Source organism: Roseimaritima sediminicola, from assembly GCF_009618275.1.
GTDB classification, from domain to species: domain Bacteria; phylum Planctomycetota; class Planctomycetia; order Pirellulales; family Pirellulaceae; genus Roseimaritima; species Roseimaritima sediminicola.
Genome location: NZ_WIAD01000068.1, coordinates 1 through 26432 on the forward strand (window position 1 = coordinate 1; position 26432 = coordinate 26432).

General features: G+C 64.0%; 17 protein-coding genes. 11 read left to right on the forward strand and 6 right to left on the reverse strand.

Annotation, left to right across the window (positions count from 1 at the left end):
* Positions 1 to 106: 106 nt before the first annotated feature.
* Together GE027_RS20820 and dxr are read right to left on the reverse strand one after the other, a co-directional pair.
* Positions 107 to 2398: a site-2 protease family protein gene (locus GE027_RS20820; protein WP_237607701.1), complete on the reverse strand. Its 2292-nt coding sequence runs from the start codon at positions 2396 to 2398 to the stop codon at positions 107 to 109.
* Positions 2374 to 3540 (reverse strand): 1-deoxy-D-xylulose-5-phosphate reductoisomerase, encoded by a 1167-nt coding sequence (dxr, locus tag GE027_RS20825; RefSeq protein ID WP_153559160.1) that lies wholly within the window; start codon positions 3538 to 3540, stop codon positions 2374 to 2376. The genes GE027_RS20820 and dxr overlap by 25 nt, the downstream gene beginning before the upstream one ends.
* 254 nt (positions 3541 to 3794) lie before the next feature.
* Here dxr and ftsH point away from each other — a divergent pair, with 254 nt between their 5' ends.
* The 8 genes from ftsH to GE027_RS20865 all read left to right on the forward strand — a co-directional run bounded on the left by ftsH (position 3795) and on the right by GE027_RS20865 (position 16696).
* A complete protein-coding gene (gene ftsH / locus GE027_RS20830) occupies positions 3795 to 6122 on the forward strand; it encodes an ATP-dependent zinc metalloprotease FtsH (protein WP_153559161.1) in 2328 nt (775 codons plus the stop codon).
* Positions 6123 to 6548: 426 nt separating this feature from the next.
* Positions 6549 to 7367 (forward strand): sugar phosphate isomerase/epimerase family protein, encoded by an 819-nt coding sequence (locus GE027_RS20835; protein WP_153559162.1) that lies wholly within the window; start codon positions 6549 to 6551, stop codon positions 7365 to 7367.
* Between the two features lie 177 nt (positions 7368 to 7544).
* Entirely contained in the window at positions 7545 to 10160 is a 2616-nt protein-coding gene (locus GE027_RS20840) for an O-linked N-acetylglucosamine transferase family protein (RefSeq protein ID WP_153559163.1), read from the forward strand.
* Between the two features lie 45 nt (positions 10161 to 10205).
* Positions 10206 to 11066, forward strand: a complete 861-nt coding sequence (locus GE027_RS20845) for a glycosyltransferase family 2 protein (RefSeq protein ID WP_153559164.1) — start codon at positions 10206 to 10208, stop codon at positions 11064 to 11066.
* Positions 11067 to 11640: 574 nt separating this feature from the next.
* Positions 11641 to 12099, forward strand: coding sequence for a hypothetical protein (locus GE027_RS20850; RefSeq protein WP_153559165.1), 459 nt, complete (start codon positions 11641 to 11643; stop codon positions 12097 to 12099).
* A 126-nt stretch (positions 12100 to 12225) separates the two neighbouring features.
* Positions 12226 to 12681 carry a response regulator gene (locus tag GE027_RS20855; protein ID WP_153559166.1) on the forward strand — a complete coding sequence of 152 codons (456 nt, stop codon included), beginning with the start codon at positions 12226 to 12228 and terminating at the stop codon, positions 12679 to 12681.
* 148 nt (positions 12682 to 12829) lie between these two features.
* The gene (locus GE027_RS20860) at positions 12830 to 15238 is read left to right on the forward strand and encodes a PSD1 and planctomycete cytochrome C domain-containing protein (protein WP_153559167.1); all 2409 of its coding nucleotides are present in this window, start codon (positions 12830 to 12832) and stop codon (positions 15236 to 15238) included.
* A 3-nt stretch (positions 15239 to 15241) separates the two neighbouring features.
* Positions 15242 to 16696 (forward strand): DUF1501 domain-containing protein, encoded by a 1455-nt coding sequence (locus GE027_RS20865; protein ID WP_153559168.1) that lies wholly within the window; start codon positions 15242 to 15244, stop codon positions 16694 to 16696.
* A gap of 176 nt (positions 16697 to 16872) precedes the next feature.
* Here GE027_RS20865 and GE027_RS20870 read toward each other — a convergent pair whose 3' ends face one another.
* Positions 16873 to 18180, reverse strand: coding sequence for a DUF1501 domain-containing protein (locus GE027_RS20870; RefSeq protein ID WP_153559169.1), 1308 nt, complete (start codon positions 18178 to 18180; stop codon positions 16873 to 16875).
* Between the two features lie 31 nt (positions 18181 to 18211).
* Positions 18212 to 20020: a DUF1553 domain-containing protein gene (locus tag GE027_RS20875; RefSeq protein ID WP_162006854.1), complete on the reverse strand. Its 1809-nt coding sequence runs from the start codon at positions 20018 to 20020 to the stop codon at positions 18212 to 18214.
* A gap of 230 nt (positions 20021 to 20250) precedes the next feature.
* Between GE027_RS20875 and GE027_RS20880 the strand changes: the two genes are divergently transcribed.
* Together GE027_RS20880 and GE027_RS20885 are read left to right on the forward strand one after the other, a co-directional pair.
* Entirely contained in the window at positions 20251 to 20625 is a 375-nt protein-coding gene (locus GE027_RS20880; protein ID WP_153559171.1) for a histone, read from the forward strand.
* Between the two features lie 94 nt (positions 20626 to 20719).
* Positions 20720 to 21739 carry a polyprenyl synthetase family protein gene (locus GE027_RS20885; RefSeq protein ID WP_153559172.1) on the forward strand — a complete coding sequence of 340 codons (1020 nt, stop codon included), beginning with the start codon at positions 20720 to 20722 and terminating at the stop codon, positions 21737 to 21739.
* 566 nt (positions 21740 to 22305) lie between these two features.
* Here the strand turns inward: GE027_RS20885 and GE027_RS20890 are convergent.
* Together GE027_RS20890 and GE027_RS20895 are read right to left on the reverse strand one after the other, a co-directional pair.
* The gene (locus GE027_RS20890; protein ID WP_153559173.1) at positions 22306 to 23484 is read right to left on the reverse strand and encodes a trans-sulfuration enzyme family protein; all 1179 of its coding nucleotides are present in this window, start codon (positions 23482 to 23484) and stop codon (positions 22306 to 22308) included.
* Positions 23481 to 24698, reverse strand: a complete 1218-nt coding sequence (locus GE027_RS20895) for a trans-sulfuration enzyme family protein (protein ID WP_390621618.1) — start codon at positions 24696 to 24698, stop codon at positions 23481 to 23483. The genes GE027_RS20890 and GE027_RS20895 overlap by 4 nt, the downstream gene beginning before the upstream one ends.
* A 506-nt stretch (positions 24699 to 25204) precedes the next feature.
* Between GE027_RS20895 and GE027_RS20900 the strand changes: the two genes are divergently transcribed.
* Positions 25205 to 26419 (forward strand): hypothetical protein, encoded by a 1215-nt coding sequence (locus tag GE027_RS20900; RefSeq protein WP_153559175.1) that lies wholly within the window; start codon positions 25205 to 25207, stop codon positions 26417 to 26419.
* Positions 26420 to 26432 lie beyond the last annotated feature (13 nt).

Genomic DNA, 26432 nt, shown 5'->3' on the forward strand with positions numbered 1-26432 from the left:
CGGGGCTACCACATGTCGCCACTGCTGTGGCTGCTGCGCCCCGAGCTTCGCACGCCAACCGTCGATTTTGTCGGAGTTAGCGAGGCCCAAAGCCTGGTGGCTTCGGCTATTGCCAGGTGAGGATGTCGTTGGCGAAGACGAAGATCATCAGCGACAGCAGGGCCAGCACGCCGCCCATCGTCAGCTTCATCTGTAATTGCTCGTCCACCGGCCGGCCCATCACCGCTTCGGCGATCAGGAACAACATGTGTCCGCCGTCGAGGGCGGGGATCGGCAGGAAGTTCAGGATCGCCAAGTTCATGCTCAGCAGCGTCAGGAACAGCAGCAGCGGCGCCCAGCCTCGTTCGGCTTGCGAGGCGGCCATGTCGGCGATCTTCAGCGGACCGCCCACCTGATTGCGGCTGACCTTGCCGGTGACCAACAGCCGCAGGAACTGAAACACCTCCTGCATCTTCCACTTGCCCTCACGCAGACCCAGCGCAAGGGCCGCGCCCAACGATTCGGCTTGCTGGGTCCGTCGCAGCGGTTGGTACACCAGTCCGCGATCGGGATAGAAGTGCTCGCTGGAGTGCACCGCGACGGTGGTGTCGACGACCGCTTTCTCGGGGCCGCGCTCGGCGATGATGCGGAGGCGTGTCTGCTCGGGCAATTGCTGAGCCAAATGGATCAGGCTGACCAGCATCTTGCGGTCCGACATGTTCCAGCCCTCCTCCAGGCGCTCGACGGCAAGCTTCAGGTGGCGTTGGTCGAATTTCTCGGGTCGTTCGCCGCCGGGCCAGAGGACCGTCACACTGCTCAGCACGTCACCGGCTTGCAGGGCCTGGGCACTGCTGCTGGCGACGACCGGTTCGGGCAGGTAGGCCAGACCCAGAGAATTGATGGCGATGCGTCCGGTGACGCTGCTGTAGGGCGGCATCGGGGAATGATCGGCGACCGGCTCGATCTGGACCTCGCGCGTGTTCCCTTCGGCGTCGCGGAGGGTCAATTGGACGGGGCCGTCCAGCTTGCGGATTTCGGCCGGCAACTGCATGGCAGAAAGCTGGTCGATCCCTTCGATGGCGATGATCCGGTCGCCCGCCTGGACGCCCGCCTTCGCGGCCGGTCCCTCTTTGACCACCGCGGCCACGGGCCCCGGAGCCAGTTCAAACCCGAGGGTCTTCATCCGGCGAGGCGGAATCGTCACCTCGGTCACCGTCTCGGCTTCGTCTTGCCGGCGAAGGGTCAGCGTCACCGGTTGGTCGATGCGTGTGATCAACCGGTTGGCCACGCGATCCCGGAGCGTGACACCCAGCACCGGGTTTTCCTCCAACGGTTCGCCGTCGACGGCAAGGATGTCGGCTCCGGCATCGGCGGCGCTCAACACCTCAGCCGCCGGCGTGTCGTCGATGGCCGGCTGAGGCTTGTTCAACCGGGCGACATAGGGCGGTCCGACACCGATCTTGCGGAATTCGGGATTGAACGGATCGGAGGCGGCGGGCACGGAGTACTGCCGGACGCCATCGGGATACTCGACCGTCAACTCAACCGGCGTTTCGGGGTCCGCCAAGCCGTGGGTCAGGATCTTCAGGGTCATCCGCGAGAAGTGCATCTGCGAATCGGGTTCGCTGCCATCGACCGCCAGCACGCGTCCACCGGGTTCGATGCCCGCGGTGTAGGCCGGATCGCCGGGCGAGGTCGCGCCGATCACGGCCGGCGTGTACTCCACACCCAAGCCGTAGGCAATCGCGGCGAACAGGACGCCGGTGATCACGTTCATCACCACCCCGGCGCTGATGATCACCATCCGCTGGCCGACGCTCTTGGCCGGATAGCTGCGCGGGTCCAGCGCGGCTCGCGGCGGCGGGCCGGCCGGTTCGTCGTCCTCGCCGTCGTCCGCATCGCCTTCGCCGCGGATCCGCTGCGATTCCTTTTCCATGTTTCGCGGGTCATCGTCCTGGCCCAGCATTTTGACGTAGCCGCCCAGGGGGATGATGCCGATGCCGTATTCGGTTTCGCCGTAGCGGAATTTGCCCAGGGTGCGCGGCAGCTTGATCGGGCCCAGCGAAATCGGCACGTCAAAGCCCACGTAGAACTTTTCGCACTTCACGCCGAACAGCTTGGCGGCCAGGAAGTGGCCCAGTTCGTGGACAAAGACCACCAGGCCCAGCCCCAAGGCCACGCTGCCCCAGATATAGAACTGCGACCCGATCCGGCTGAGCAGACTGGGCTCGGTCGTATCGGCCAACACCGCCGGTCCGCCGCCGAACAGTCCCGCCGGCGACCAACCTCCGGCCGGCACCGCCAACAGCAGCTCACCCAGCAGGGATGGCCCGCCGGAGAGCCCGAGGGCGATCTGTTTCAGTAAAAATCCATCCGTCAGCCCAAAACAGAGCGTCAGGAACTCGCACCACAATGCCACCGCAGTACCTCCGCACGAGCCCATCGGTCCAGCTGGATTAATCGCTGGAGCGTGGGGTGCCGTTCATATTGATGTTCTTCCAGTGCTCTGCGACAGGCAGGCACGATATCAGTAAAGCGAATCTTACCATCGAGAAACAGGCCAACTGCCGCCTCGTTGGCCGCATTGACCACCGCTCCGGCCGTTCCGCCGGCCGCGGCGACCTCGAATCCCAAGGCCAGAGCCGGGAACCGTTCGCGGTCGGCCGGCTCGAGCGTCCAGTCCATTCGCTGGGCCACGTCCAATCTTGGGGCCGGGCAGGCCGTTCGCTCGGGATAGGTCAGAGCGTACTGGATGGGCAGCCGCATATCCGGCGGACTCAGCTGGGCGATGACCGAACCGTCGACGAATTCCACCATCGAATGGATCATCGATTGGGGGTGGATCATCACGTCGACCGCCTCGGCCGGGACGTCGAACAGCCAGCACGCTTCGATGATCTCCAGGGCCTTGTTCATCATCGTGGCCGAATCGACCGAGATCTTGGGCCCCATCTGCCAGGTGGGATGGTTCAGGGCGGCTTCGACCGTGGCGTCGCGCATCTGCGCGGCGGTCCAGGTGCGAAACGGGCCACCGCTGGCCGTCAGGATAATGCGTCGCGGCGGCGTCTGGCAAGCTTTCAGGCACTGAAAGATCGCCGAGTGTTCGCTGTCGACCGGCAGCAGTTCGGCGCCGCTGGTTTGCTGTTGTTGTTTGACCACCGGACCGGCGACGACCAGCGTTTCCTTGTTGGCCAGGGCCACGCGTTTGCCGGCTCGGACCGCCGCCAGGGTGCTTTCCAGCCCGGCGCGGCCAACGATCGCCGCGACCACCACGTCGACCTCCTCGGCCGCGGCCAGCTCCACCAGGGCCTCGGGACCGACCTGCACGCGGCTGGCGGCGGGCCAGCGAGCCGCATCGAAATCGGCCGCGGCTTTGGCGGCAGACGTTACGATGAACTCCGGCGGCGGCGTCAACCGCTGGGCCGCGTCTGCTAGCAATTCCAGGTTGGCGTGTCCCGACAGGCCCCAGACCCGCCACTGGTCCGCCGGCAGGCTGGCCAAAACGTCCAGGGTGGCCGTACCGATGCTGCCGGTCGCGCCCAATACCGCTACGTTACGCATGGGCGGCTCGCCAGAGGCGCGGGTGAAACGGGGGCACAGTCGTTGCTTTCGTTAGGGACGGAACGGAACGAGGCAGCAATTCGTCGCGGCTTGCCCGGGATCGACTCCCGCCGAACAATGGCCGATAAGAATAAACTCCTAAAAGTTTTATTCGATTTCATCGAAAAAGTAGCACTTTTCTCAGCGTGTTCCAAGCACAGCGCTAGCCAGCGGCGGCTTGTACCACATACGTCAATCGCGAAAGCGGAGTTCTGATGAGCGATCAAGATAAACGGAAAAATTCGTCCGGTGACGGGGAAGCCCGTGGCAGCAGTGTGCTGTTGATCCTGTTGGCGATCGTGGGGGCCGTGATCCTGGGGGCTTACCTGATCGGCAGCAATTCCGAACGGATCCGCTACCCCGACCTGACCCGTTTGTTGGAAGTCACCCGCTACGCCGAGTACGGCTCGGATCAATTGGTGCTGGTCGATGGCGCCGCGTCCACGGCCGACGACGACGCCCCGCCGACGCTTTCCAGCCCCGAGGCTCCCGCCGATCCGGATCCGCGGGCCGCCGCCGCCGACGCCGATGCGCCGCCCGCCGATGCGCCCGCCGATCGTGATTCATCCCAGAATGCGTCGCCCCAGGATGCGTCGTCGCAGGAGGCCCCGTCGCAGGAGGCGTCGTCGCAGGAGGCCCCGTCGCAGCGTGCGGCTTCGCAGGTCATGCCGGTCCCGGCGGCCGGAACCATCGTCGTGCCCTCGCGCACGAACCCCGGTCAATTCGTCGAGTGGAGCAAGCCGCAGGACATCAAGGTTTCGAAAACCGGGATCACCGGCCGCGCCTGGTATCGGCGGCTGGGCGACGAGTCGCAGGCCGATGGCGAAGCGGTCGAGAAAACGTTTACGACCGAATGGACGGTACGCAACGAGGAACAGGAACAGCAGTTGATCGCGCTGTTGGAGAAATCCAACGTCGTCTGGGACCAGCACGTTCCCAGCACGTTCTGGCAAGACCATGGTCTGATGCTGTTGATGATGCTGATCCTGTTGGGCTTTGGATTGATGATGCTGCGGCGGATCAGCGGGGTTGGTTCGCCGATGTCGTTCTCGCGCAGCCGCGGTAAGCTGTACGCCCTGGACGAGACCGCTTGTACGTTCAGCGACGTGGCCGGCATCGACGAAGCCATCGAAGAGGTTCGCGAAGTCGTCGACTTTTTGAAGAACGCCGAGAAGTATCAGAAGCTGGGCGGGCGGATTCCCAAGGGCGTGCTGTTGGTCGGACCGCCGGGAACCGGCAAGACGTTGCTGGCTCGAGCCATCGCGGGCGAAGCCGGTACGCCGTTCTTCAGCCTTTCCGGCAGCGACTTTGTCGAGATGTACGTCGGTGTCGGTGCGGCTCGCGTGCGAGACATGTTCCAGCAGGCGGCCAATCGCGCCCCTTGCATCGTATTCATTGACGAACTGGACGCCCTGGGCAAGAGCCGCAGCGGTTCGGTCGTCGGCGGACATGATGAACGCGAGCAAACGCTCAACGCGCTGCTGGTAGAGATGGATGGGTTCGAATCCGACACCAACGTGATCATCGTCGCGGCGACCAACCGGCCGGAAACCCTGGACGCCGCCCTGCTCCGCCCGGGACGCTTCGACCGCCACGTGTTGGTCGACCGACCCGACGTCGGCGGCCGCGAAGCGATCCTCAAAGTGCACGTCAAAAACGTCAAACTGGACGAGAACGTCGACCTGCACAAGATCGCGTCGATCACGCCCGGCTTCGTCGGTGCCGACCTGGCCAACCTGGTCAACGAAGCGGCGCTGTTGGCCGCTCGCGTTGGCAAGCCGGCCGTGGGCATGCAGGAGTTCAACGAAGCGGTCGAACGGGTGACGGCGGGCTTGGAAAAGAAGAACCACGTCATGAACGAAGACGAAAAGGTTCGCGTCGCCTATCACGAAGCCGGACACGCCCTGGTCGCCGACGCCCTGCCCAATACCGATCCCGTCCATAAGGTCTCGATCATTCCCCGCGGCATGGGCGCGCTGGGCTATGTCATGCAGCGGCCCGGCGGCGATCGCTACCTGAGCACCAAGAGCGAACTGGACAGCAAACTGCGAGTCCTGGTGGCGGGAACGCTGGTCGAAGAGATGATCTTCGAGGACATCAGTACCGGCGCTTCGAACGACCTGGAACGGGCGACGGAGATCGCTCGAGCCATGGTCATGGACTATGGCATGAGCCGCCTGGGACGCGTCAACTATCGTCAGAAAAACGACTCGTCCTTCCTGGGATCGGGCGAAGCCGGGCATACGAACCTGCACAGCGAGGAGACGGCGCGGGAGATCGACGGCGAGGTGCGGCGGATCATCGACGAAGCGATCTCGCAGACTCGCGAAATCCTGACCGCCCGCCGCGAAGCCCTCGAAGCGATCACCCAGCGGTTGTTGGAAGTCGAGGCGATTGACGGCGAAGAACTGAGCGCGCTGATCGCCGAGCACTGTTCGGTGCCGTTGGTCGTTCCGGGAACGAGCGGCAAGAAGCCGCGAGCGAAAATTGCCCGGCCCGGCAAAGGCGTCGACATCGCTCCGGCGGGCGATGGCCAGCTCTAAGCACGTCGCAACCTTTAATTCGGCTTTACCCTCCCGCTGCGCGGGAGGGTGTTGTCGCGGGGGTTCACCGAAAGATTCATGCCGACGTGCTTAGGTCTGCGGCAGTGGTGCGTCATAAGCTCATTTCAGGGTAGCTGATCTCACCAGAGATTGGATCGAGGTGGCGAAAGGTCCAAAGTCTGACGACTCCAGCTACGGCCAGACCCTGGAATCAAATGTTGACGCAGCGCCCCCACTGCCCCACTCACTGTCCTCCCCCTGCCTTGCCGGAAAAACGCCGCGGGAAGCGAGCGAAAACAAACCGCGCCACCGCTGTATTGCTAGCGTTTGGTGGGGGAAATCCGCCGGCCCAATGCTTTACAAGAGCGTCGAAGCGTCGCATACTTCGCGACTTCATTTCGCCCGGCGATGCCAAACGAAACATGGATGATGAAGCTATCAATCAGTCAACTGACCACCCTGCGTTGGTCGACCGAAGAAGACGTCGCAGCGTACCGACGACATGGATTTTCGGCGGTAGGACTTTGGCGACCGAAACTCGATGAATTGGGGATCGAGCGGACGGCCGAGCTGTTGGCCGACAACGACATGGCCGTCTCGAGCCTCTCCTGGGCCGGTGGGTTTACCGGCAGCGATGGACGCGGTCACGAGGAGTCGATCGAGGACGGTATCGAAGCGGTGCGAGCGGCCGAGGTGCTCGGCGCCGAAACCCTGATCGTGCTGGCCGGCGGCGCCAACAATCACATCCACGGCCACGCCATGCGGCTGTTGCAGCAGGGGCTGCAAGCGATCTTCGAGGAAGCTCGTGGGACCGGCGTGTCGGTGGCGCTCGAACCGATCCATCCGGGCTGTGGTGATGAGTGGTCGTTTGTGGGCGACATCCGCTCGACGCTGGAAGTGATCGAAGCCCTTCCCCGGGCCGACGTCGGCTTGGTCCTGGACGCCTACCATCTGGCGATGAACGTCAACGCGCCCGAGGACCTGGACTGGCTCGAAGCCGTCGTGCCGTTTCTGCGGCTGGTCCAGTTGGGCGATGCCAAGCAGACGCCGCTGGGCGAACAGAACCGTTGCCTGCTGGGGCAAGGTCGCGTGCCGCTGAGAGAGATCGTGTCGGTGCTCGCCGCCGCCGGCTACGACGGTTACTACGAGATCGAACTGCTGGGCGAAGACGTCGAACCGCTGCCCTACGATCAGGTGCTCGATCATACCCGCCAGTACTTCCAAGAGCATCTCGCCTGCGATTGAGACGTCAGCTACGGCAAGCAACAACCGGCCCTGGGCGGCGATCGAAAACGCTTGACGCGCCCGAGCCGGTGTCCGCTAAGATGGTTGTGTCTGAATGGTCCGCTGGTGGGGCGTCCCCGGTGGGGCGAAATCAAGGCGGTGGACGCCAGTGGACGCAAAGGGGGCACTGTTTCGAACATGATTCTGCTGCATCATCTGCCCGGTTCCGGAGGCACGTTGATCTCGCGTTGCCTGGGCTCCTTGCCCGCCGTGTGCCTGCTCAGCCAGATACATCGATGCGGTCTGGCGTACTTTGATCCCATCGAACAAGCCGCCAGCTGGCACGGCCTATCGCAGGCTCGGTCGCTCCGGCGGCCGGCCAGCGGCGATGGTCCGGCCCTGCTCTCCGCACTCCGTCAGATCGATCGCTGGACGCAGCAACAGCAGCGGCATCTGGTGGTCCGCGATTGGGCGCATCTGGACTGGATCGGACATCCCTTTCGAACCGATCCGCCGATGGCCAGCGACTGGGACCACCTGCTCGCGACTGCGCCGCCAGAACGAGAGCCATCAGAACGTGGGCCATCAGAACGTGGGCCATCTGACAACGCGGACACTCTGCTGCGGGCGCGCTTGGTCAGCGTCCGACATCCGGTCGACCATTTCCTCGAGTGCCGCAAGATGTACAGCCTGTCGGCCCGCTGGGACGACGACCGGATGTGGCGCGTGCTGCGCCGGTTTGCGGAGGACGCGGTGCGTTGGCCGATCTTTCGTTATGAAGATTTTCTGCGCGCCCCCCAGTCGACCCTTCACGCGATGTGCGAAGCCGGCGGCGTGCCCTACGATTCGGCCTGGACGCAGGCCTGGCAGCACTACGACACCATCACGGGCGATCTGGACGATTTTGCCGGTTCCCGCATCGAGCCCCAGCCGCGGCGGCCCGTGCCACCCGAGTTCTGGCAGCAAGCCGCCGGCAACGAAGACCTGCTGGCCACGCTGGAACTGCTCGGGTATCCCGTGCCCGCCCCGCTGCGACGCTCGCCCGCGGTCGCCACCGGCTGGGAATCGAGCGAAGCCGGATGGTCAACGAACGAGGTCGATGCGCGGGAGGTCGATGCGTCGGACTGGGATCGATCGGCCGTGTACTGGCAAGACCACTGCCGCCGTCATCCCGGCGACCGCGAGGCGATGTTGCGCTGGGCCGAGGCACTGTGTTGGATCGGCCAGGTGCATCAAGCGGCGGAAGTGTTGGCAGCGCACCTGGCGGACGTCGGCCACTGGTCGGTGGACCTCCGCGGACGCTGGTTGTCGCGGTACTGCCATGCGATGCAGCAGGCCGGACGCAACTTCGAAACGATTCCCTGGCGCCGGTTGTGGGCGGCCGACGCACCGGGCGATGGCGCGAACCTGTTTCAGTTGTCGATCCTGTTGGCCGGCGTCGGAGAGATCGACGAAGCGCTGGCATACTGTCGTCACCTGTTGCGGGTGGACGAGCGCCATCGCGGCGCGGCCGCCAATTACCTGCTGTACCTGAATTACTCGGATCGGTACAGCGCCGCCGAGGTGGCCAATGAACACTTTCGGATCGCGATGCGGTTCCATGATCGGGCCCAGGACTGGACCGCGGCGCCCGTTGCCTCGAATTCACAGGTCTCGAATTCACAGGTCTCGATCCCCCAGCGGATCCGCGTGGGGTATTTGGCGGCGGACTTTTACACCCATCCGGTCGGCAAACTGATGCTGCCGATTCTGCAGGCTCACGATTGCAAGCGGTTTCACGTTTCGGTCTACCACGACGGCGGCAACTGGGACGATGTTACCAATCGGGTGTGCCAGGCGGTGGATCACTTTGCGCAGGTGCATGGCCGCAGCGACGAGGCGGTCTTGCGGCTGCTGCGCGAGCACCGCTTGGACGTGTTGGTGGACCTGGGCGGTTACACCGGCGGCGGCAACCGCCTGCAGGTGTTGGCGCGGCGGGTGGCACCGGTGCAGGCCTCCTTCTTGGGCTACCCCAACACCTCGGCGGTTCCCGCGATGGACTATCGCTTGACCGATCGCTACGCCGACCCGCCGGGATTGACCGAGCGGTTCTACGGCGAGCGTCTGGTGTGGCTGAAGCACGCGATGTTGGCTTGGCAGCCCTACGCGGAGGCGAAAGCGGAAAACCTGGCGGCGCCGCGTGGTGGCCGCCGCCTGCGGATCGGGCTGTTCAACAACGTCGCCAAACTGTCGCCGGCAGCCCTGGCCGCTTGCGGCGAAATCCTTCGCCGCGTCCCCGAGGCGGAGCTGGTTTTGAAGTACGGAGATCGCTATGGCCTGGGGGCGCTGCGCGATCGGTACCGCCGACTGTTCGCCGCCCAGGGGGTGCTGCCCCATCGGTTGCGTTTCTGTACCGAAGCCCAGACGCTGGGCCAGCATCTGGAGACCATGGCCGGCGTGGATTTGGCGCTCGATTCGTTTCCCTACCAAGGCACGATGACCTCCCTGGAATGCCTTGCGGTGGGCACGCCGATCGTCTCCTGCTGTGGCCAGTACTACGCCCACCGCGCCACCTCGGCGATGATGCTTCGGTTGGGCTTGCACGAGTTGGTGGCCGAGGATGAGCGGGAGTACGTCGAGATCGCGGTGGAGCTGTTGCATGACCGAGGGCTGTTGGAGGATTTGCGGGAGGAAATCCAGCGGCGCTTTGAAGAGAGTCCTCTGACCGACCCGGTGGGCTTGACGCGTGAACTGGAAGAGCTGTATCAGCGGTGGGCTCCGCGGCGGCGTTGTGGGGCTCCACGAGCTTGCTCTACACTGAACGCGCCGCCCTGACCGTCTGAACCAACCCCTTCTGCACCGCCCCCGTCCTGCACCGATATGGAATCCGAATCTTCCGCGGCGTTGCCGTCGCCTTCCGTCGCAGGTGCTTCGGCCGCAGACGACCCCAGCTTCCAGTGGACCGACGCCTTTGTCGATCGTTGCGAAAAGTTGTGGGGGCCATCGTTGTGCGAGCGGATGGCGATCTATCGCCTGCCTGCCGGGTTCTGTTTGACGGTGATCGTTCCGGTGTTCAACGAAGTGGCCACGATCGCCCAGGTCGTTTCGCGGCTGGAGCGAACCGGATTGCCGCTGGAAATTATTCTCGTGGACGACGGCAGCACCGACGGCAGCGGCGCGGAACTGGACCGCTTGGCCCAGCGGGACGGGGTCCGCGCGCTGCACCACGATCGCAATCGCGGCAAGGGCGCGGCGCTTCGCAGCGGCCTGCAAGCGGCCCGCGGCGACTGTATCGTGATCCAGGACGGCGACTTGGAGTACGATCCGGAAGACTTTCGGTTGTTGTTGCAGCCCTGGGTCGCCGGACAGGCCGACGTGGTTTACGGCACCCGTTACGGTCACAGCGACCGCGACGTGTCGCCGTGGTGGCACCAGGCGGCCAACGGCTTGGTGACCGGTCTGGCCAATCTGGCTACGGGGCTGAAGCTGAGCGATGTCGAAACCTGTTACAAGCTGGCCGGCCGCGAGGTGTGGCAGGCAATCGTGCCGCGACTGCGCGAAGACCGGTTCGGGTTTGAGATCGAATCGACCGCCTACTTCGCCCGCCAACGACTGCGCTTTGCCGAACGTCCTATTCGCTACCATCAACGCTGGTACGACGAAGGCAAGAAGATCGGTTGGAAGGATGGCGTCCGCGCCCTGTGGTGCATCTTCCTGTACGGCGTGCTGCGTCGCGGCTGAAGCAAGTCGTCGGGCAAGCGGCTTGGCGGCCGGCGAGGAGATTTCGCTCGCCGGCGGCCGAATATGCCGTCCGGCAACGGGATTGGCGAGCGGCGGAGAGCGGAATTCCCAGGCTTTTTGCGCCGCTGCGCAAAGTCGCCGCAAGCTTCCGTTATCCGGGATTTGCCGCCCTGTAGCGGGCTGGATTCTCTCGTTAAGGCAGTTTAGTGCCGCGCCGCTGCGACCGGAAAATGCTTGACGACGCCCCAAAATCGGTCTTAATCTGACAGTCTTCTCCGGATCCCTTTCGTTGGTGCGCTGCCGCTGCACTCGCGGTGGCCTGCTGCGGAGCGGTTTACCCGACCCGCGAAACGGTTTTACCCGACCCGCGAAACGGTTCGCCTGATCCGCGAAACGGCTGGACTTGATCCGCGAAGTGGCTGGCTCGATCCGCGAAGCGGCTAGGCTCGATCCGAGAAGCGGCTAGGCTCGATCCGAGAAGCGGCTGGGCTCGATCCGAGAAGCGACCGGGCTTGATCCGATAAAGGGGCTTACTCGATCCGATTTTGCGTGGTGACCACGGAGGACATGAGACATGACCGTATCAACGGCCATCGCAACGATCACTGTGAATCCTGCCTTTTTGCAGGAGATCAAAGACAGTAATCCCGACCTGTGGAAAACCCTGGAAGAGGTCCACGACTGCTTCCATTCGGTGGAACCGCGAGCGACCGTGGCCGCTCGGCTGGTTCGCTTGTTGGATGATCTGCGCGACCATCTGGCCCTGCAGTTTGCGCTCGAGGAAGCCTACGGCTATATCGAAGTGCCCGCGGGCGTCGCGATGCCGGAAGCGGAGAACGCGCGTCGTCAGCACTGTTCGCTGTATCTGGAAATCAGCGAGTTGTCCGAGCGTGCCGAGGAATTACAGTATCGAGGGTTGGCTGCGGAACAATTGGCCTTGTTGGTCGATGAAGCCCGGCTGTTCGATGCTCGTTTGGACGCGCACGAACGCCTCGAACGACGTTTGATCGAACGCGCCAATGACGGCCGCTGAGCGTGGCGGTGCACGAGTATCTGCGGCGATGCCGCATCCGTATCCCGCGGTGACGCCGCCAGCGACGATCCGTCGGAGCTCGGCTTTGAAGGACCAGGGTCTCGGCGAGTTTTTAGGAGTGAGCTTATGTTTGTAGAATCCACCACCAACACGCCGATGGAAATCCTGTTGGTCGAGGACGGTCTGTTGGACGCCCGGATCACGATCCATGCCCTGCGCCGCAGCGGTTTGCGTCATCGGTTGACGCTGGTTCGCACCGCGGCCGAAGCGGTGGCGTTTCTGGGCCGCGAAGGCGTGTTTGCCCGCGCCCCCCAGCCCGATCTGTTGCTGTTAGATTTGACCCTGCCCGATGGCGATGGGATTTCGATCCTGCAAACCATGCGGCGTTTGCAGGGCGACACCCCTACTCCCACCCCGGTCGTCGTGCTGAGCGCCTCCGATGACGAAGCCACTCGCACCCGTTGTGCGGCCATGGGCGTCGACGATTTTATCGGCAAACCCGTCGATGAAGATAAATTCCTAAGCGTCGTCCGCAGCCACGAACAACTGATGAAATTCAGTGTCTCGCAGACCGTAGCCTAGAGCAGTGGCATAGGCTTCGGTGCCTGTCAGCAGTGGCATAGGCTTCGGTGCCTGTCAGCAGTGGCATAGGCTTCGGTGCCTGTCAGCAGTGGCATAGGCCGCCAGCCTATGCCACAGGTTTTTGGCTCCCACCGATCAATCGATTTGTATGCGCCCCCTGGTTCCGCTGCTGGTCATCCTACCGAGCTTGCTCCTGCTTGCCGGGGTTGATTCGCCAACGGCTCGAGCCGAGCACGCGATCGATTTCACGCGCGACATCCGCCCCATCCTGTCCGAGAACTGTTTTTTCTGTCACGGTCCGGACGAACAGACTCGCGAAGCCGGATTGCGGATCGATACCCACGAGGGGGCGTTGGAGGTGATCACCGCCTTCGACAGCGGCCAGAGCGAGCTGTACTTGCGGTTGATCGCCGAGGAAGACGAACGCATGCCGCCGGTCGATTCCCATCGCCGGCTGAGCACCGAGGAGATCGCGAAGATTCGTCAATGGATCGATCAAGGTGCCGCTTGGCAGCAACACTGGTCATTTCGGCCTCTGCGCTCGCCCCCGATCCCGATCCCCATCCCCAAACCACCTGACCCCCAGCAGTCGGCGGCTCGGAACTGGCCGAGGCACAACCCGGTCGACGCCTTGGTGCAGTCGCGGTTGGCCCAACACGGACTCTCGCCGGCGCCGCAGGCCGATCGACGCACATTGATCCGGCGGCTGTCGCTGGACCTGACCGGATTGCCGCCGACGCCGGCCGAGGTCGATGCGTTCCTGGCCGATCGCGACCCCGGGGCTTACGAGCGGCTGGTCGATCGGTTGTTGATGTCGCCGGCGTTCGGACAGCGGATGGCCTGGCCCTGGCTCGATGCCGCGCGCTACGCCGATACCAACGGCTACCAGGGCGATCGGGAACGCACGATGTGGCCCTGGCGCGACTGGGTGGTCGACGCGTTCAATCAAAACCTGCCCTTTGATCGCTTTACCCGAGAGCAGATCGCGGGCGATTTGTTGCCCGACGCCGCGCCGCGTCAGGTCCTCGCCACGGCTTTCCTGCGGAACCACATGATCAACGGCGAAGGCGGACGGATCGCCGAAGAGAACCGCGTCGAGTACGTGATGGACATGGCCGAGACCGTGGGCACGGTCTGGTTGGGGCTGACCCTGAACTGCTGCCGCTGTCACGATCACAAGTACGATCCCGTGACCAACGAGGAGTACTACCAGTTCTTTGCGTTCTTCAATCAAACGCCCGTCGACGGCGGCGGTGGCAATCCGCAAACCGCGCCGAACTTGGCCGTTGCGTCCGCTGACCAGCGTCGTCGGTTGAACCGGTTGCGACAGCAGATCGCCGACCTCGATGCGAACCTGAGCCCGCCAAGCGAAGCAGACAAACCAGACGAAGCAGACAAACAAGACGAAGCCGTCAAAGCCGCGCAGAAACGGCGCGCGCAATTGCAGACGCAGCTCGAGGCGATCCAGAAGGCGGTTCCCAAGGTGATGGTCATGGGCGACCGAGCGGAGCCTCGCGAGACCTTCGTGCTCGAGCGCGGCCTGTACAACAAACCGACCACCGCCGTATCGGCCGGGGTTCCCGAGGCGCTGCCCGGCCGTTTGCCGCGAGAACCGGCCACGCGGAAGGAGCTGGCCGACTGGTTGGTCGCCGACAGCAATCCATTGACCGCGCGGGTGACCGTGAATCGCTTGTGGCAACAGGTCTTCGGTATCGGTCTGGTCAAGACGCCCGAGGATTTTGGTACCCAGGGCGAGATCCCCGAACACATGGATCTGTTGAACTGGTTGGCCGCGGACTTTCGCGATTCGGGCTGGGACATCAAGCATACGCTGCGAACGATTTTGACCAGCCATACCTATCGGCAGAGCTCGCGGGTCACCGATCCGGCGGTGTTGGAAGCGGACCCGGAGAACCGGTTGTTGGCCCGCGGTGCGCGCTATCGATTGCCCTCGTGGATGCTCCGCGACCAGGCCCTGGCGGCGGCCGGATTATTGTCGCCGGCCGCTGGCGGAGCGGCGATCAACACCTACCAGCCCGAGGGCGTTTGGGAAGAAGCTTCCTTTGGCAAAAAGGTTTACCATCGCGACGAGGGCGAGAAGCTGTATCGCCGCAGCCTGTACGTGTTCTGGCGGCGGATCGTGGGGCCGACCATGTTCTTCGACAGCGCCTCGCGGCAGACCTGCACCGTCGCCCCCAACCGAACCAACACGCCCCTGCACGCCCTGCAGACGTTGAACAGTACGATCTACGTCGAAGCGGCTCGGCATCTGGCCCAGCTCGCCCTGCAGTCGTCGGCCGCCGACGATTCCCGCCGGATCGATTTCGTCTTTCGACGCGTGCTCGCTCGCCCGGCCACGTCGCCCGAGCGGACGATCCTGTTGGCCGGCCTGCAGCGGACGCGCGATCAGTACCAGGGCGACGCCGCGGCGGCCGCGCCCCTGGTGTCCTTGGGCGAATCGCCCCGCGATGATGCTTTGCCAGTCATCGAGCACGCAGCCTGGACCCAGTTGGTGCTGGCGGTGCTGAACCTGGACGAAACCCTCAACCACGAGTAGGTCATGGACCCGTTGTTGGAAAACCGTTTGCACCTGACGCGGCGCCATTTCTTCGGTCGCTCGGCCACCGGGATTGGCACGGCGGCATTGGCCAGCCTGCTCGCTCGCGATGGCGTGGCGGCCCCGCCGCGGTTTGGCGGTCTGCCGTCGCTGCCCGATTTTGCCCCCCGGGCCAAGCGGGTGATCTATTTGTTTCAAAACGGCGCCCCGACCCATGTCGACCTGTTCGACTGGAAACCCAATCTTCAAAAGATGCACGGTAGGCCGGTCCCGGGAGAGTACATCGGCGACCGCCGCTTCAGCACGATGACCGGCAAAGCCGATGGCAAACTGTTGCTCGCACCGGTCGAACCGTTTGCCCAGCACGGTCAGAGCGGCGCCTGGGTCAGCGAATTGATGCCGCACACGGCCAAGATCGCGGACCATCTGTGCTTTGTGAAAAGCCTGCACACCGAACAGGTCAATCACGCGCCGGCCATCAATTTCATGCTCAGCGGTGGTGAGATGCCCGGGCGACCGACGCTGGGTGCCTGGTTGACCTATGGCTTGGGCAGCGAGACGGATCAGTTGCCCGCCTTTGTCGTCATGACCAGCATCACCAAGGACACCACCTGCGGCCAGATCTTCTACGACTTCTACTGGGGCAGCGGCTTTCTGCCCTCGCGGTTTCAGGGCGTGAAGTTTCGCGGCAGCGGCGATCCGGTGCTGTATGCGGCCAACCCCGCCGGGATCAGCCGGCAGATGCGACGCGGGTTGTTGGACGACGTGGCCGCGATCAACCGGTTGAAACTGGACGAGTTCGGCGATCCGGAAATCGCCACCCGGATCGCTCAGTACGAGATGAGTTTTCGGATGCAGCAGAGCATTCCGGAATTGGCGGACCTGTCCGACGAGAGCGAACGGACGCTGCGGATGTATGGACCGGCGGTCCAGCAACCCGGCTCGTTTGCTCACAACTGCTTGATCGCCCGCCGCTTGGTCGAACGCGGTTGCCGGTTCGTGCAACTGATGCATGCCGGTTGGGACCAACACAATTCGTTGACGACCGAGCTGTACAATCAGTGCCGCGATACGGATCAACCCAGCGCGGCCCTGGTGATGGATCTGAAACAGCGCGGGCTGTTGGACGATACGCTGGTGGTGTGGGGTGGCGAGTTTGGTCGCACGCCGTTTCTGCAGGGCGATATTAATAATCGTCCACGCTGGGGCCGAGATCACCATCCCTATGCCTTCACCAAGTGGATGGCCGGTGGGGGCGTTAAACCCGGAATCAGTTACGGAGGGACCGACGATCTGGGGATCAACGCAGTCGAGAATCCGGTGCACGTGCACGATTTCCAAGCCACGCTGCTGCATCTGCTGGGGATCGACCACGAACGGCTGACCTACCGGTTCCAGGGCCGGCAGTTCCGTTTGACCGACGTGCACGGCCACGTGGTTGACGAGATTTTGGCCTAGTGGACGAGGCGATGCGTCGCTCTGATCATGTCGGTGCAGCCCTACGACAACTGTTCAAAATAATCGAAACGTTTTCTCCCCTCGCCCCCGAATCCTCTCCCCGCCGGCCTGGGCAAGCACCACTTGCCCAGGCCAGCGGAAAGAGGGGAGTAAACGTTCGAAGTAGGTAAAAGGTCCTAGCTCAGGATCGACTTGATGGGCGTCCCTTCGCTCAGGTGCATCGGGCGGCCGATCGGCGTGTCCAGCACCTTGTCATGCTCGACGCCCACGGCGTTGAGGATCGTGGCGTGTAGATCGGCCACGGTCACGGGAGATTCGACATTCTTGGCCACCGGATCGTCGCTCTTCAGATCCGGTTCCGGCGAGGTCGCCCCGTGGACCGCGCCGGCGCGGATGCCGCAGCCGGCCAGCAGCGTCGAAAAGCCGTGGGGCCAGTGGTCGCGCCCGCCCAGCGGGTTGATGTTGGGCGTGCGTCCGAATTCACCGCCACAGACGACCAGCGTGTCCTCCAGCAGTTCACGATCCTTCAGGGTTTGCAGCAGCGCCGCCAGGGCCGGGTCCAGCGTCTCGCAGGCGCTCGACTGCAGTTCGTGATTGTTGACGTGCGAATCCCAGCCGCCCAGTGTGACTTCGACGCAGCGAACGCCGACTTCGATCAACCGGGCCGCGGCCAGGCAGCCGCGACCAAAGGGGGTGTCGCCGAAGGCCTGCTGGATTTGCTGGGGTTCCTGGGAAACATCGAAGGCGGCCAATTGGTCGCTGTCCATCATCGTCAATGCGGCCCGCGTGGCCGTGGTGTGCAACGTCCGCCGGCGCTGCAGATCGGGGAGCCGGCCGCGGGAGAATTCACCCTCGACCACGTCCAGCAGATCGTCGACCCGGCGGTGGAAACGCTCCGGTGAAGTGCGACGGCGAACGTCCGGCACCGGCGACGCCGGATCGTAAACTTTGAATGCGTCATAGGTGGGGCCCAGGTAACCGCCTCGCGAGGGCGATTGATCCGGCAGAATGGAAACGTGCCGCGGGATATCGGCGCCGCTTTCGTCTTGATGGCACAGCACCGAACCGATCGACGGGTGCACGATCGAAGGGTTGGGCCGATAGCCGGTCTTGATGTTGTAGACCGCTCGTTTGTGGTCGCCCTCTTTGCCGGTCACGCTGCGCACCAGCGCCGCCCGGTGCATCTGCTCGGCCACCTGCGGCAGCAAGCTGGAAATCTGCAGCGAACCGCTGGTGGTCTTGATCGCCGTTGTGTCGCCGCCGATCCGCGAACCCGGATGGGGATCGAAGGTTTCCAGCTGGCTGGGCGCCCCGGCCATCCACAGCAGGATCACGCTTTTGGGACGTCCGCCGCCCGCGTCCGTTTCGGCCGCTCGGGCCAGATGGGTGGCCAAGGGAGACAGGAACAACCCGCCGCCGGCGCTTTTCAGCAGCGAACGGCGAGAGAAATGGTGCGAGCGGTTGCAGATGGCGGGCTTGTTCATCGATCGATCCTCTTCAGGTTGTCGGCAGTGCCTAGTGGTTCCAGCCCAGTTCGCTGCTGTTCAGCAGCACCCAGTACAGGTCTTCGATGGCCTGTCGCCGCGGGTGCGCCTCCAGTCGCGCCAGGAACGTCTCGCGTTCTCGCCCGCTGGGCGGGCGGTTCAGGACGGCCAGGTACGCCGTTTCGATGGCCTGCTCGTCGCTGGTGGCGAACATGGCAATATGAGTGCAGGCGTTGAGGATCGGGTTGGAGCCCGAGTGTTCGCTGACCAGTTTGCCGTTGAGCATCAGCAGTCGCTGGGTGATCGTGACCGCATCCAGATCGAATTCGTCTTCGCCCAGGTCGCCGTAGCGGCGGACGAAATCGTTCGATTCGGTGAACTTCTGCAGCTGGCCAAACAGCGACCCTTCGGAGTCCAGCGTTTTGACGCGCGAGGCTTGGATCACGTTGCCGGCCACCTGCTCGGGACGCAGACGCGTGACCGGAAACAGGGCCCACGCTTGTTCGTGCCGCTCGCTGACCTCGAACGGGGCTCGGCTGTCGCGGCGATACACGTCCGTGGCCGTGATCACGCGGATCAACCGCCGCAGGTTCCAGCCATGGGCGACGAAGTCGTCGGCCAAGCGGTCCATGCCCGGTGGCAGCGGGCCGTGTAGGGGGATGTCGTCCACCGGATCGGTCATGGGTTTGCCGACGAGCAGCGCCCAGACGCGGTTGACTGCCGCCCGGGCCGTCTGGCGGTTCTGTGGATGGGTCAACCAACGCGCCAAACGCCGCCGCGGCGGCAGGTTCGGGTCGGCCAGGTCGCGGTCAAACGGTACCTCCGGCGGCACTTCGACCGCTTCGTCCTCGTGCAGATACTGGTACCGATAAGCGTGTTCCTGATCGGCGATGCCCTGCAGCCCGTTGAACCGGGCCACGCTGAAGAAAGCGGCCAACTGGTGGAAGTCCTGCTGGGTGCCCTCGCGGGAGTCGCTGGCCGATCCCAGCGTGACATTGCCCAGGAAGTCGTCGTGACACTCCAGGCAATCGATCCGCATGCCCAGAAAGGCGCGGCTGGTTCGCGAAGCCAGACGCGTGACATCGACCTGACCTTCTTCTTCGCCGCTGTCCATCGTGACGGTCAGGAAATTGACTTGCGGTTGGTCGTTCCAGAGCCCCCGGGCGGTGATCATGTCGCGGATCATCGCGTCGTAGGGGCGGTTGTCGCGGAGCTGGTCTCGGACCCAGGTGACAAAGCGTCGGCGGCGAAACACGATGAACGGACCTTCCTCGGCGCCGACAAAGGTGCGCGTCAGGCGTTCACCCCAGTACTGCACAAAGCGTTCGTCACGCAGTAATCGCTCGCGGCACACCCGCGCCCGATCGGCCTCGGGGACCGTTTGCAGATAACGCACTTCTTCCAGCGACAGGCCACTGCCGACCAGGGCCAGGGACAACCGCCGGCAGAGGGTGTACCAATCGGCCGGCGGTGCCGGCTCGACACCCCGCTGCTGCCAGTGCCGCCGGAACTCCGCATTCAGATCCTCGACGGTCGCCTGAAAACTGGACGTATGCAGGCCGGACGTTTGGCGGCTGGACGTTTGCAGGCCGGCCGGCAGGTTCGCGGCGGCCGGCAGGTTTGCATGTGTCGCAAGCGAACCCGCTTCGTCCTTGCTCGCCGGGGTGTCACTGGTCGTCCGGGGCTCACCGCTGGGGGCCGCGCGGGAAACCGGGTGGGTCGGCAACGCCATCGGTTCGTTCAGGCCACTGGCGATGTAGCTGAACACCGCGACGGCGACCGCCAAGAACAAACTCCACTGAGCCAGCGAGCGCAGGGTTGGTGATTTCAGCACAGACACCCGGTGGTCTCCCCCTTCGCGACGAAATGGTTTCGGCAATGGCATTGTATTCGTCGTTCGGTGGGTAAGCTTGGCAGAAAGTTTTGAAATTTCTTAACCAACCGTCGCCTCCGCAGCGCCGAGGCCCTTGTCAGCGCTACCGTGGTTTTGAGAGGATACGCATCCCGTAGTGCGTGCCTAGGGAAATGCAGGCGCAACCGACAACGACTCAAACCTCTTTTTGTTCAACGATGACAATTCTGCGAATCGGATCCAACGCGGCTTATTCCGAAGGTTGGGCGGCTGCCTTCGGAGGTAAGAAACCTGCGAAGAAAGCCACGGCCAAGAAAGCTTCCACGAAAAAGGCCACAGCCAAAAAGACTTCGGTGAAGAAGGCCGCGGCCAAGAAAACGACCAAGAAGAAGGCGGCCAAGAAGAAAGCCACCACGGTCAAGGCGGCTCCGAAAAAGAAGACCACCAAGAAGGCGGCGGTGAAGAAGAAGACCGCCAAGAAAGCCAGCGTCAAGAAAGCCAGCGCCAAGAAAGCCAGCGTCAAGAAAGCCAGCGCCAAGAAGGCCAGCGCCAAGAAAGCGACGCGGCGCAAGACCAAGGCTTCGGCTCGCTAGTTATCCACCGTTTTTCCTAGCCGCGACGTGTTATCGCGCGGGCTCGCCGCTCGGTTACTTCCAGGACGGCCCCTTTCCCTTTGCGGATGAATTGATGGATTCGGCTACCAATCTGGAACAACCCACTTCAGCGATCCCCGCCCCGGCGGCTTGGGAAGCCGGTTACGGAGCGATCGACCCGGCCCTTGAGGAAGTCGAACGCCGGCTGCGCCAGCAGCTGCAGAGCCGCTACGAGCACCTCGCTCCGATCCTGCGGCACGGGGCGTTGCTGGGCGGCAAACGCATGCGACCGGCCCTGGTGCTGTTGGCCGCCGAGGCGACCGGCACCATCGGCGAGGATCACCTGACTGTGGCCACGGTGCTGGAGATGGTGCATACCGCGACGCTGGTCCATGACGATGTTCTGGACAGTGCCCAGTTCCGCCGACATGTTCCCACCGTCAACGCCAAGTGGGACGAACAGACCAGTATCCTGCTGGGTGATTATCTATTTGCCCAGAGCTTCTACCTGGCGGCCACCCTGGGTGACACCCGTGCCTGCCGCTGGATCGGCGAAGCGGCCCGGCGCGTGTGCGAGGGGGAACTGCGTCAGGTGCACAGCCGCAATGTGCTGGATCTGGATGAAGCGGCGTACTTGAGCATCGTGCAGGGCAAGACCGCCGAGCTGTGCAGCGTGGCCTGCCGCTTGGGAGCGGCGTACAGCGGAGCCGACCAGCGAACGATCGATGGTTTGTCGCACTACGGCGATGCCCTGGGGATCGCTTTTCAGATCGCCGATGATTATCTGGACCTGTGGGGCGACAGCGGGCAGACCGGCAAGACGCTGGGAACCGATGTCTATCAGGGCAAGATGACGCTGCCGCTGATTCGGTTGCTGCACAGCGCCGACCAATCGCTGCAGGCCCAGGTGCTGGAGATCCTCCGCGGTCCCGCCGAACAGCGGCTCGAGCGGATCATGCCGCTGTTGGCCGCCAGCGATGCGCGGCAGTACACCCGGCAGCGAGCCGAGCAGTTCGTCGAAACCGCTCTCGCAGCGATCGCCCCCCTGCCAGCCTCGCCGGCCAAGCAGACGCTGCACAAATTGGCACGTTTTGCCATCGAACGCCGCTTCTAGCCGAGAGTCGCCGTAGCTGAAGTCGCCAGACTTTGGACGCTGGTTGTCGGTTATGAGTGGCGAGTAAATCGTGCTCGTTCTCGTGCTCGTGCTCGTTCTCGTTCTCGTGCTCGTGCTCGTGCTCGTGCTCGTGCTCGATTTGAGATCTGAGATTTGCTGACTCCGGCGAAATCTATGTACGGGACCGGACGTTCCCGAATCGCAGAGCGATTGTCTGTGGTAGCCGCAAAGCGCGAGCCCGGGGAAACGTAAACACCACGAACAAAAGCCCTCGAAGGGCGACGGGAAGTCTGGCACCGGAATTCGTGTCGTCCCTCTGGGACTGGCGCGCGGGTGTGGGGGCGACACCCCAGGCTCGCGCCTGGGGCTACCACATGTCGCCACTGCCGTGGCTGCTGCGCCCCGAGCTTCGCACGCCATACATAGAATCCGCCGGAGTCAGCTGATCTGAGATCTGAGATTCGAGGACTCAGCTCGCCCCTCCCAAACTCTGGCGCGTTCGGCTACGGCGCGCGTTCGGTTACGTCGCGCGTTCACCCACGGTGCGACGGGGCAGCTACCGCTGCTCAACCGAGCGCTTGCTCGAGGTCGGCTTGCAGGTCTTCGTAGGCTTCCAGGCCGACGCTCAAGCGGATCAGTCCGTCGCCGATGCCGAACCGCTGGCGGTCGGCCGGGGCGTAGCTGGCGTGGGACATCGAGGCGGGTTGTTCGATCAGCGATTCGACCGCTCCCAAGCTGACCGCCAACTGAAACAGCTGCGTCGCTTCGCACACCCGAGCCGTCTGCTGGAAGTCGCCTTCCAGTTCAAAGCACAGCATCGTGCCGAAATCGGTGAACTGTCGCCTTGCACGCTCGTGCTGGGGATGCGAGGCCAGGCCCGGGTACAGCACGCGGCGCACCGCCGGATGTTGCTCCAGCCATTCGGCCAAGCGACCCGCGGTGCGCGATTGCTCGCGGACGCGCAGCTCCAGCGTCTTCAAACCCCGCGAGATCAGAAAACAGCTGAACGGATCCAGCACCGCGCCGGTGGCGTTCTGCACGTAGTACAGCCGGTCCAGCAGGTCCTGGTCCGATACCGCCAACGTGCCGCCCAAGCAATCGCTGTGTCCGCCCAAGAATTTGGTGGCCGAATGCATGACGATGTCCACGCCGTGTTCCAGTGGCCGGATCAGGGCGGGGGTTCCAAACGTGTTGTCCACGCCGAACAGAACGCCGGCATCCTTGGCCACCGCGACCAGGTCGGCCAGGTCGGGAACGGTCATCAAAGGGTTGCCGATCGTTTCGCCCCAGATCAACTTCGTCTCGGGGCGAATCGCGTCGGCCACGTTTTGGGCGTCGGTCATGTCGACCAACGTGACTTCGATCCCCGAGCGATTGCAGATGTTGTGCAGCAGACGATACGCACCGCCATAGATGTCACAGCCGGCCACGACGTGTTGGCCGCTCTCGAGCAACATCGTCACGCAGTGGATCGCCGCCATGCCGGTGGAAAAGGCCAGCGCCCCGCAGCCGCCTTCGAGCGAGGCGAGCGTCTGCTGCAACCCGCTCCGCGTGGGGTTGCCGCTGCGCGAGTAATCGTACTGGCCCCACTGGCCCGAGCCCGGCTGGCGGAACGTGCTGGCCAGGTGCACCGGCGGCACGACGGCACCGGTTTGCGGGTCGGCTTCGTTGCCCACATGGATGGCCCGGGTGCGGAAAGCCCGAGACGCATCAGAGGATTGGGACGCTGCGGAGGATTTGCTCATGCCTCGAGAGCCTGTTTGAGGTCGGCGATCAGATCGTCGCTGTTTTCGATGCCGCACGAGTAGCGGATCATGTTGTCGGCGATGCCGAACCGCTCTCGCTCGGCCGGCGAGTAATTGAAGTAGCTCATCACCATCGGCTGTTCGATCAACGATTCCACGCCGCCCAGGCTGGGCGCGATCCGAGGGATTTCGGCTGCGTCGACGATCCTCGCGGTCTCTTGCCAATCGGCATCGGCGACTTCGAAGGTGATCAAGCCGCCGAAGCCGCGCATCTGGGCGGCGGCCACGTCATGGGTCGGATGCGAGGCGAGTCCCGGGTAGTAGACTTGCGAGACGCGCCGATGCGATTGCAGGAATTCCGCTACGCGTTGGCCGTTCTCGTTGTGCCGCTGCATCCGCAGCTCGAACGTCTTCAGCCCGCGTTCCAGCAGGTACAGGTTATGCGGCGAATTCACCCCACCCAGGATGCCCCGCAGCTGGCGAACGTCATCGAGTTTCTCTTCGCTGCCACAGATCGCCCCGGCCAACAGGTCGTTGTGACCGCCCATGTATTTGGTCGCCGAGTGCAGCACGTAGTCCACACCCCAGTCGATCGGCCGCACGTTATAGGGCGTGGCCAGGGTGGCATCGATCAACGTTTCCACCTCGTGGGCTTTGCCGATCGCCACGAATTGTTCCAGGTCCACGGTGGTCAGGTGTGGATTGGTGGGCGATTCGCTGACCAACATCTTGGTATTGGGCGTGATCGCCGCTTCCATGGCCGCAAAGTCGCCGGTGGGAACCTGGCGGGTCACGACGCCAAAGCGAGCCAGATGTTTGGCACAGAACTCGCGGCTGCGATGGTAACACTGGTCGAAAAAGACGATCTCGTCGCCAGCGTTCAGCTTTGCCATCAACAACCCCACGATGGCCGCCATCCCGCTGCTGTAGACGATCGCCGATTCCGCCCCGTCCAGCGCCGCCAGTTTGCCCTCGACACTCTTCTCGTTGGGGTTGCCGTAGCGACCGTACTCCTCGCGCTTGGAGCGGCCCTCGACGTAGTCCATCAAGTCGGCGGTGGACGCAAAGGTGAAGGTCGAGGCGCAGAAAATCGGATCGGTGATCGAATCGCCCGGCTTCTGACGCAGCTCGCCGGCGTGCACGCTCTCGGTCGACAAACCGCGAGCGGGCAACTTGCGCGGCGAAGTGTCCGGGCGGTTGGAGTTAGCTTCCATATCGGTCGGCAGTCCTGTGGCCATGAGGTTTCCTCGTCTTGCGAAGGATCGTAAGCACAGGTTTTGCAAGTCGCCGCCGCGGCCAAGTCCGCCAGCCGTTGGCCGATTCACAACCCCGGTTAGAATGAACTTCGCTGGGCCCGGTCGCTGGGGGCGCGAGTGTCTCGCTGTCTCCCGTCCGGACCGCTGAGAATCGTTCGTGTGGGGGTAGCATGGCTCTTTAGCAGTGAAGGCTGCAAGCGGCCGCAAATCCCTGTATGGTTGAAGTCTAGCTGCACCCCGGCGAATCGACAACGGTTTACCCGGTGAAACTGGTCCGAATTGCCAGCTCCGGCCCTCTGCCGGCCGCACGTTCGGTGCCCCTTGCCCCGCCCGATTTGCTGTCCCAAAGCTCAAAGCCCCAAGTCTGCCGCATGTGCTTCTCGTCTCGGTCCGTTCTGTACCGCTCCGGCTGGTACCCGCCGCTGGCCGCCGGGCTGCTGGGCTGCCTCGCGAGCGCTCTGCTCATGCCCCTCTGCCGAGCCGCTGCGCCGCCGGACGACGCGCCGCAGGCGATTGCGGAAGCTGCCGCGGCGGAAGACACGGCTGCGGAGGAAACGGCCGCGGAGGAAACCGCCGCCGAGCCGCTCGGCGAGACGCAGTTGGCGGAGATCATCGACCGCTTGGGGGCGCCTCGCTTTGCCCAGCGAGAGGACGCGATCGCGCGGGCGCGGCAAGCCGGGGTGGCGATCCTGCCGGCTCTGAGCCGGGCTGCCAAGCAGCATCCCGACGCCGAGGTCCGCTCCCGCGCCCGCTACGTTTACGAGCGGATCGTGGCGAACAGTTTTGACGCCCGGGCCGAAGCGTTTCTAGCCGGAGAGGACCTCGGCGAAACCCTCGCCGGTTGGCAATACGTCGCCTCCCTGATGGGCGACAACCCTTCGGTCCGCGAGCTGTTCGTGGCCACCAGTCGACGCTATCCGGAATTGATGGAGTCCTTTCAGGGCAGCAGCCGAGACCAGGCCCGGCGGCGGACGCTGGCCGTCGAGAGGGTGGTGCAGCAGATCCTGCACAAAATGCGGGACCTCCACCAAGTGCCCACCGCCGAGGACGTGATGGCGGCCCTGTGGGGAATTGCCGATCCGAACGTTTTGATCGCCGATCAGACACAGGCCCTGGTGCTGTCGCTGCTGCGCAAAGCCGCTGCAAACGAACTTCGCCAGGACGCCCAGCTCGGCGATGCGTTCCTGCGCTTGGTCGGTCGTTGGCTGCGCCGTTCGCCGGTCAACGGAGCCCGGCACGCGCTGGGCCTGGCCCTGCAGTGGGACCTTCGGGCCGAGGGCCGAGTGCTGGGGATGCGGGCGGCGTACGAAGCTCGAGACTTGGCCGATGTGCACGCCGGCCTGCAGGCCGTAGCCCGTTTCGGAACCACTTCGGATGTGCCCTATGTGCTGCCCTTCTGGGACGACCTTCGCCCGCTGCCGCTGCCGGGCGCAGAGCCGGCGATGGAGGTCCGCACGGCCGACGTCGCCATGGCCACGGTCGCCAAACTGTACGGACTATCGCTTCGCGAAGTCGGTTTCCCGGAGGCCGTCGAACATCCCAAGACCGCCTTCTCGATCGAAACGCTCGGGTTCCCCAAAGCCGACCCCGAGGTGCGCAAAGCCGTCCAGCAGCGGCTGAGAGAAGAAATGAAAACGCACGGCCACGTCCTCGATCCCCAAGTCCCGCCCGCCCCATAACGCCCCCGGTTCG

Coding starts and splice junctions, on each gene's coding strand:
- dxr (WP_153559160.1), bottom strand. CDS start 3,540: ATGCGTAACGTAGCGGTATTGGGCGCGACCGGCAGCATCGGTACGGCC.
- ftsH (WP_153559161.1), top strand. CDS start 3,795: ATGAGCGATCAAGATAAACGGAAAAATTCGTCCGGTGACGGGGAAGCC.
- GE027_RS20835 (WP_153559162.1), top strand. CDS start 6,549: ATGATGAAGCTATCAATCAGTCAACTGACCACCCTGCGTTGGTCGACC.
- GE027_RS20840 (WP_153559163.1), top strand. CDS start 7,545: ATGATTCTGCTGCATCATCTGCCCGGTTCCGGAGGCACGTTGATCTCG.
- GE027_RS20845 (WP_153559164.1), top strand. CDS start 10,206: ATGGAATCCGAATCTTCCGCGGCGTTGCCGTCGCCTTCCGTCGCAGGT.
- GE027_RS20850 (WP_153559165.1), top strand. CDS start 11,641: ATGACCGTATCAACGGCCATCGCAACGATCACTGTGAATCCTGCCTTT.
- GE027_RS20855 (WP_153559166.1), top strand. CDS start 12,226: ATGTTTGTAGAATCCACCACCAACACGCCGATGGAAATCCTGTTGGTC.
- GE027_RS20860 (WP_153559167.1), top strand. CDS start 12,830: ATGCGCCCCCTGGTTCCGCTGCTGGTCATCCTACCGAGCTTGCTCCTG.
- GE027_RS20865 (WP_153559168.1), top strand. CDS start 15,242: ATGGACCCGTTGTTGGAAAACCGTTTGCACCTGACGCGGCGCCATTTC.
- GE027_RS20870 (WP_153559169.1), bottom strand. CDS start 18,180: ATGAACAAGCCCGCCATCTGCAACCGCTCGCACCATTTCTCTCGCCGT.
- GE027_RS20880 (WP_153559171.1), top strand. CDS start 20,251: ATGACAATTCTGCGAATCGGATCCAACGCGGCTTATTCCGAAGGTTGG.
- GE027_RS20885 (WP_153559172.1), top strand. CDS start 20,720: ATGGATTCGGCTACCAATCTGGAACAACCCACTTCAGCGATCCCCGCC.
- GE027_RS20890 (WP_153559173.1), bottom strand. CDS start 23,484: ATGAGCAAATCCTCCGCAGCGTCCCAATCCTCTGATGCGTCTCGGGCT.
- GE027_RS20895 (WP_390621618.1), bottom strand. CDS start 24,698: ATGGAAGCTAACTCCAACCGCCCGGACACTTCGCCGCGCAAGTTGCCC.
- GE027_RS20900 (WP_153559175.1), top strand. CDS start 25,205: ATGCCCCTCTGCCGAGCCGCTGCGCCGCCGGACGACGCGCCGCAGGCG.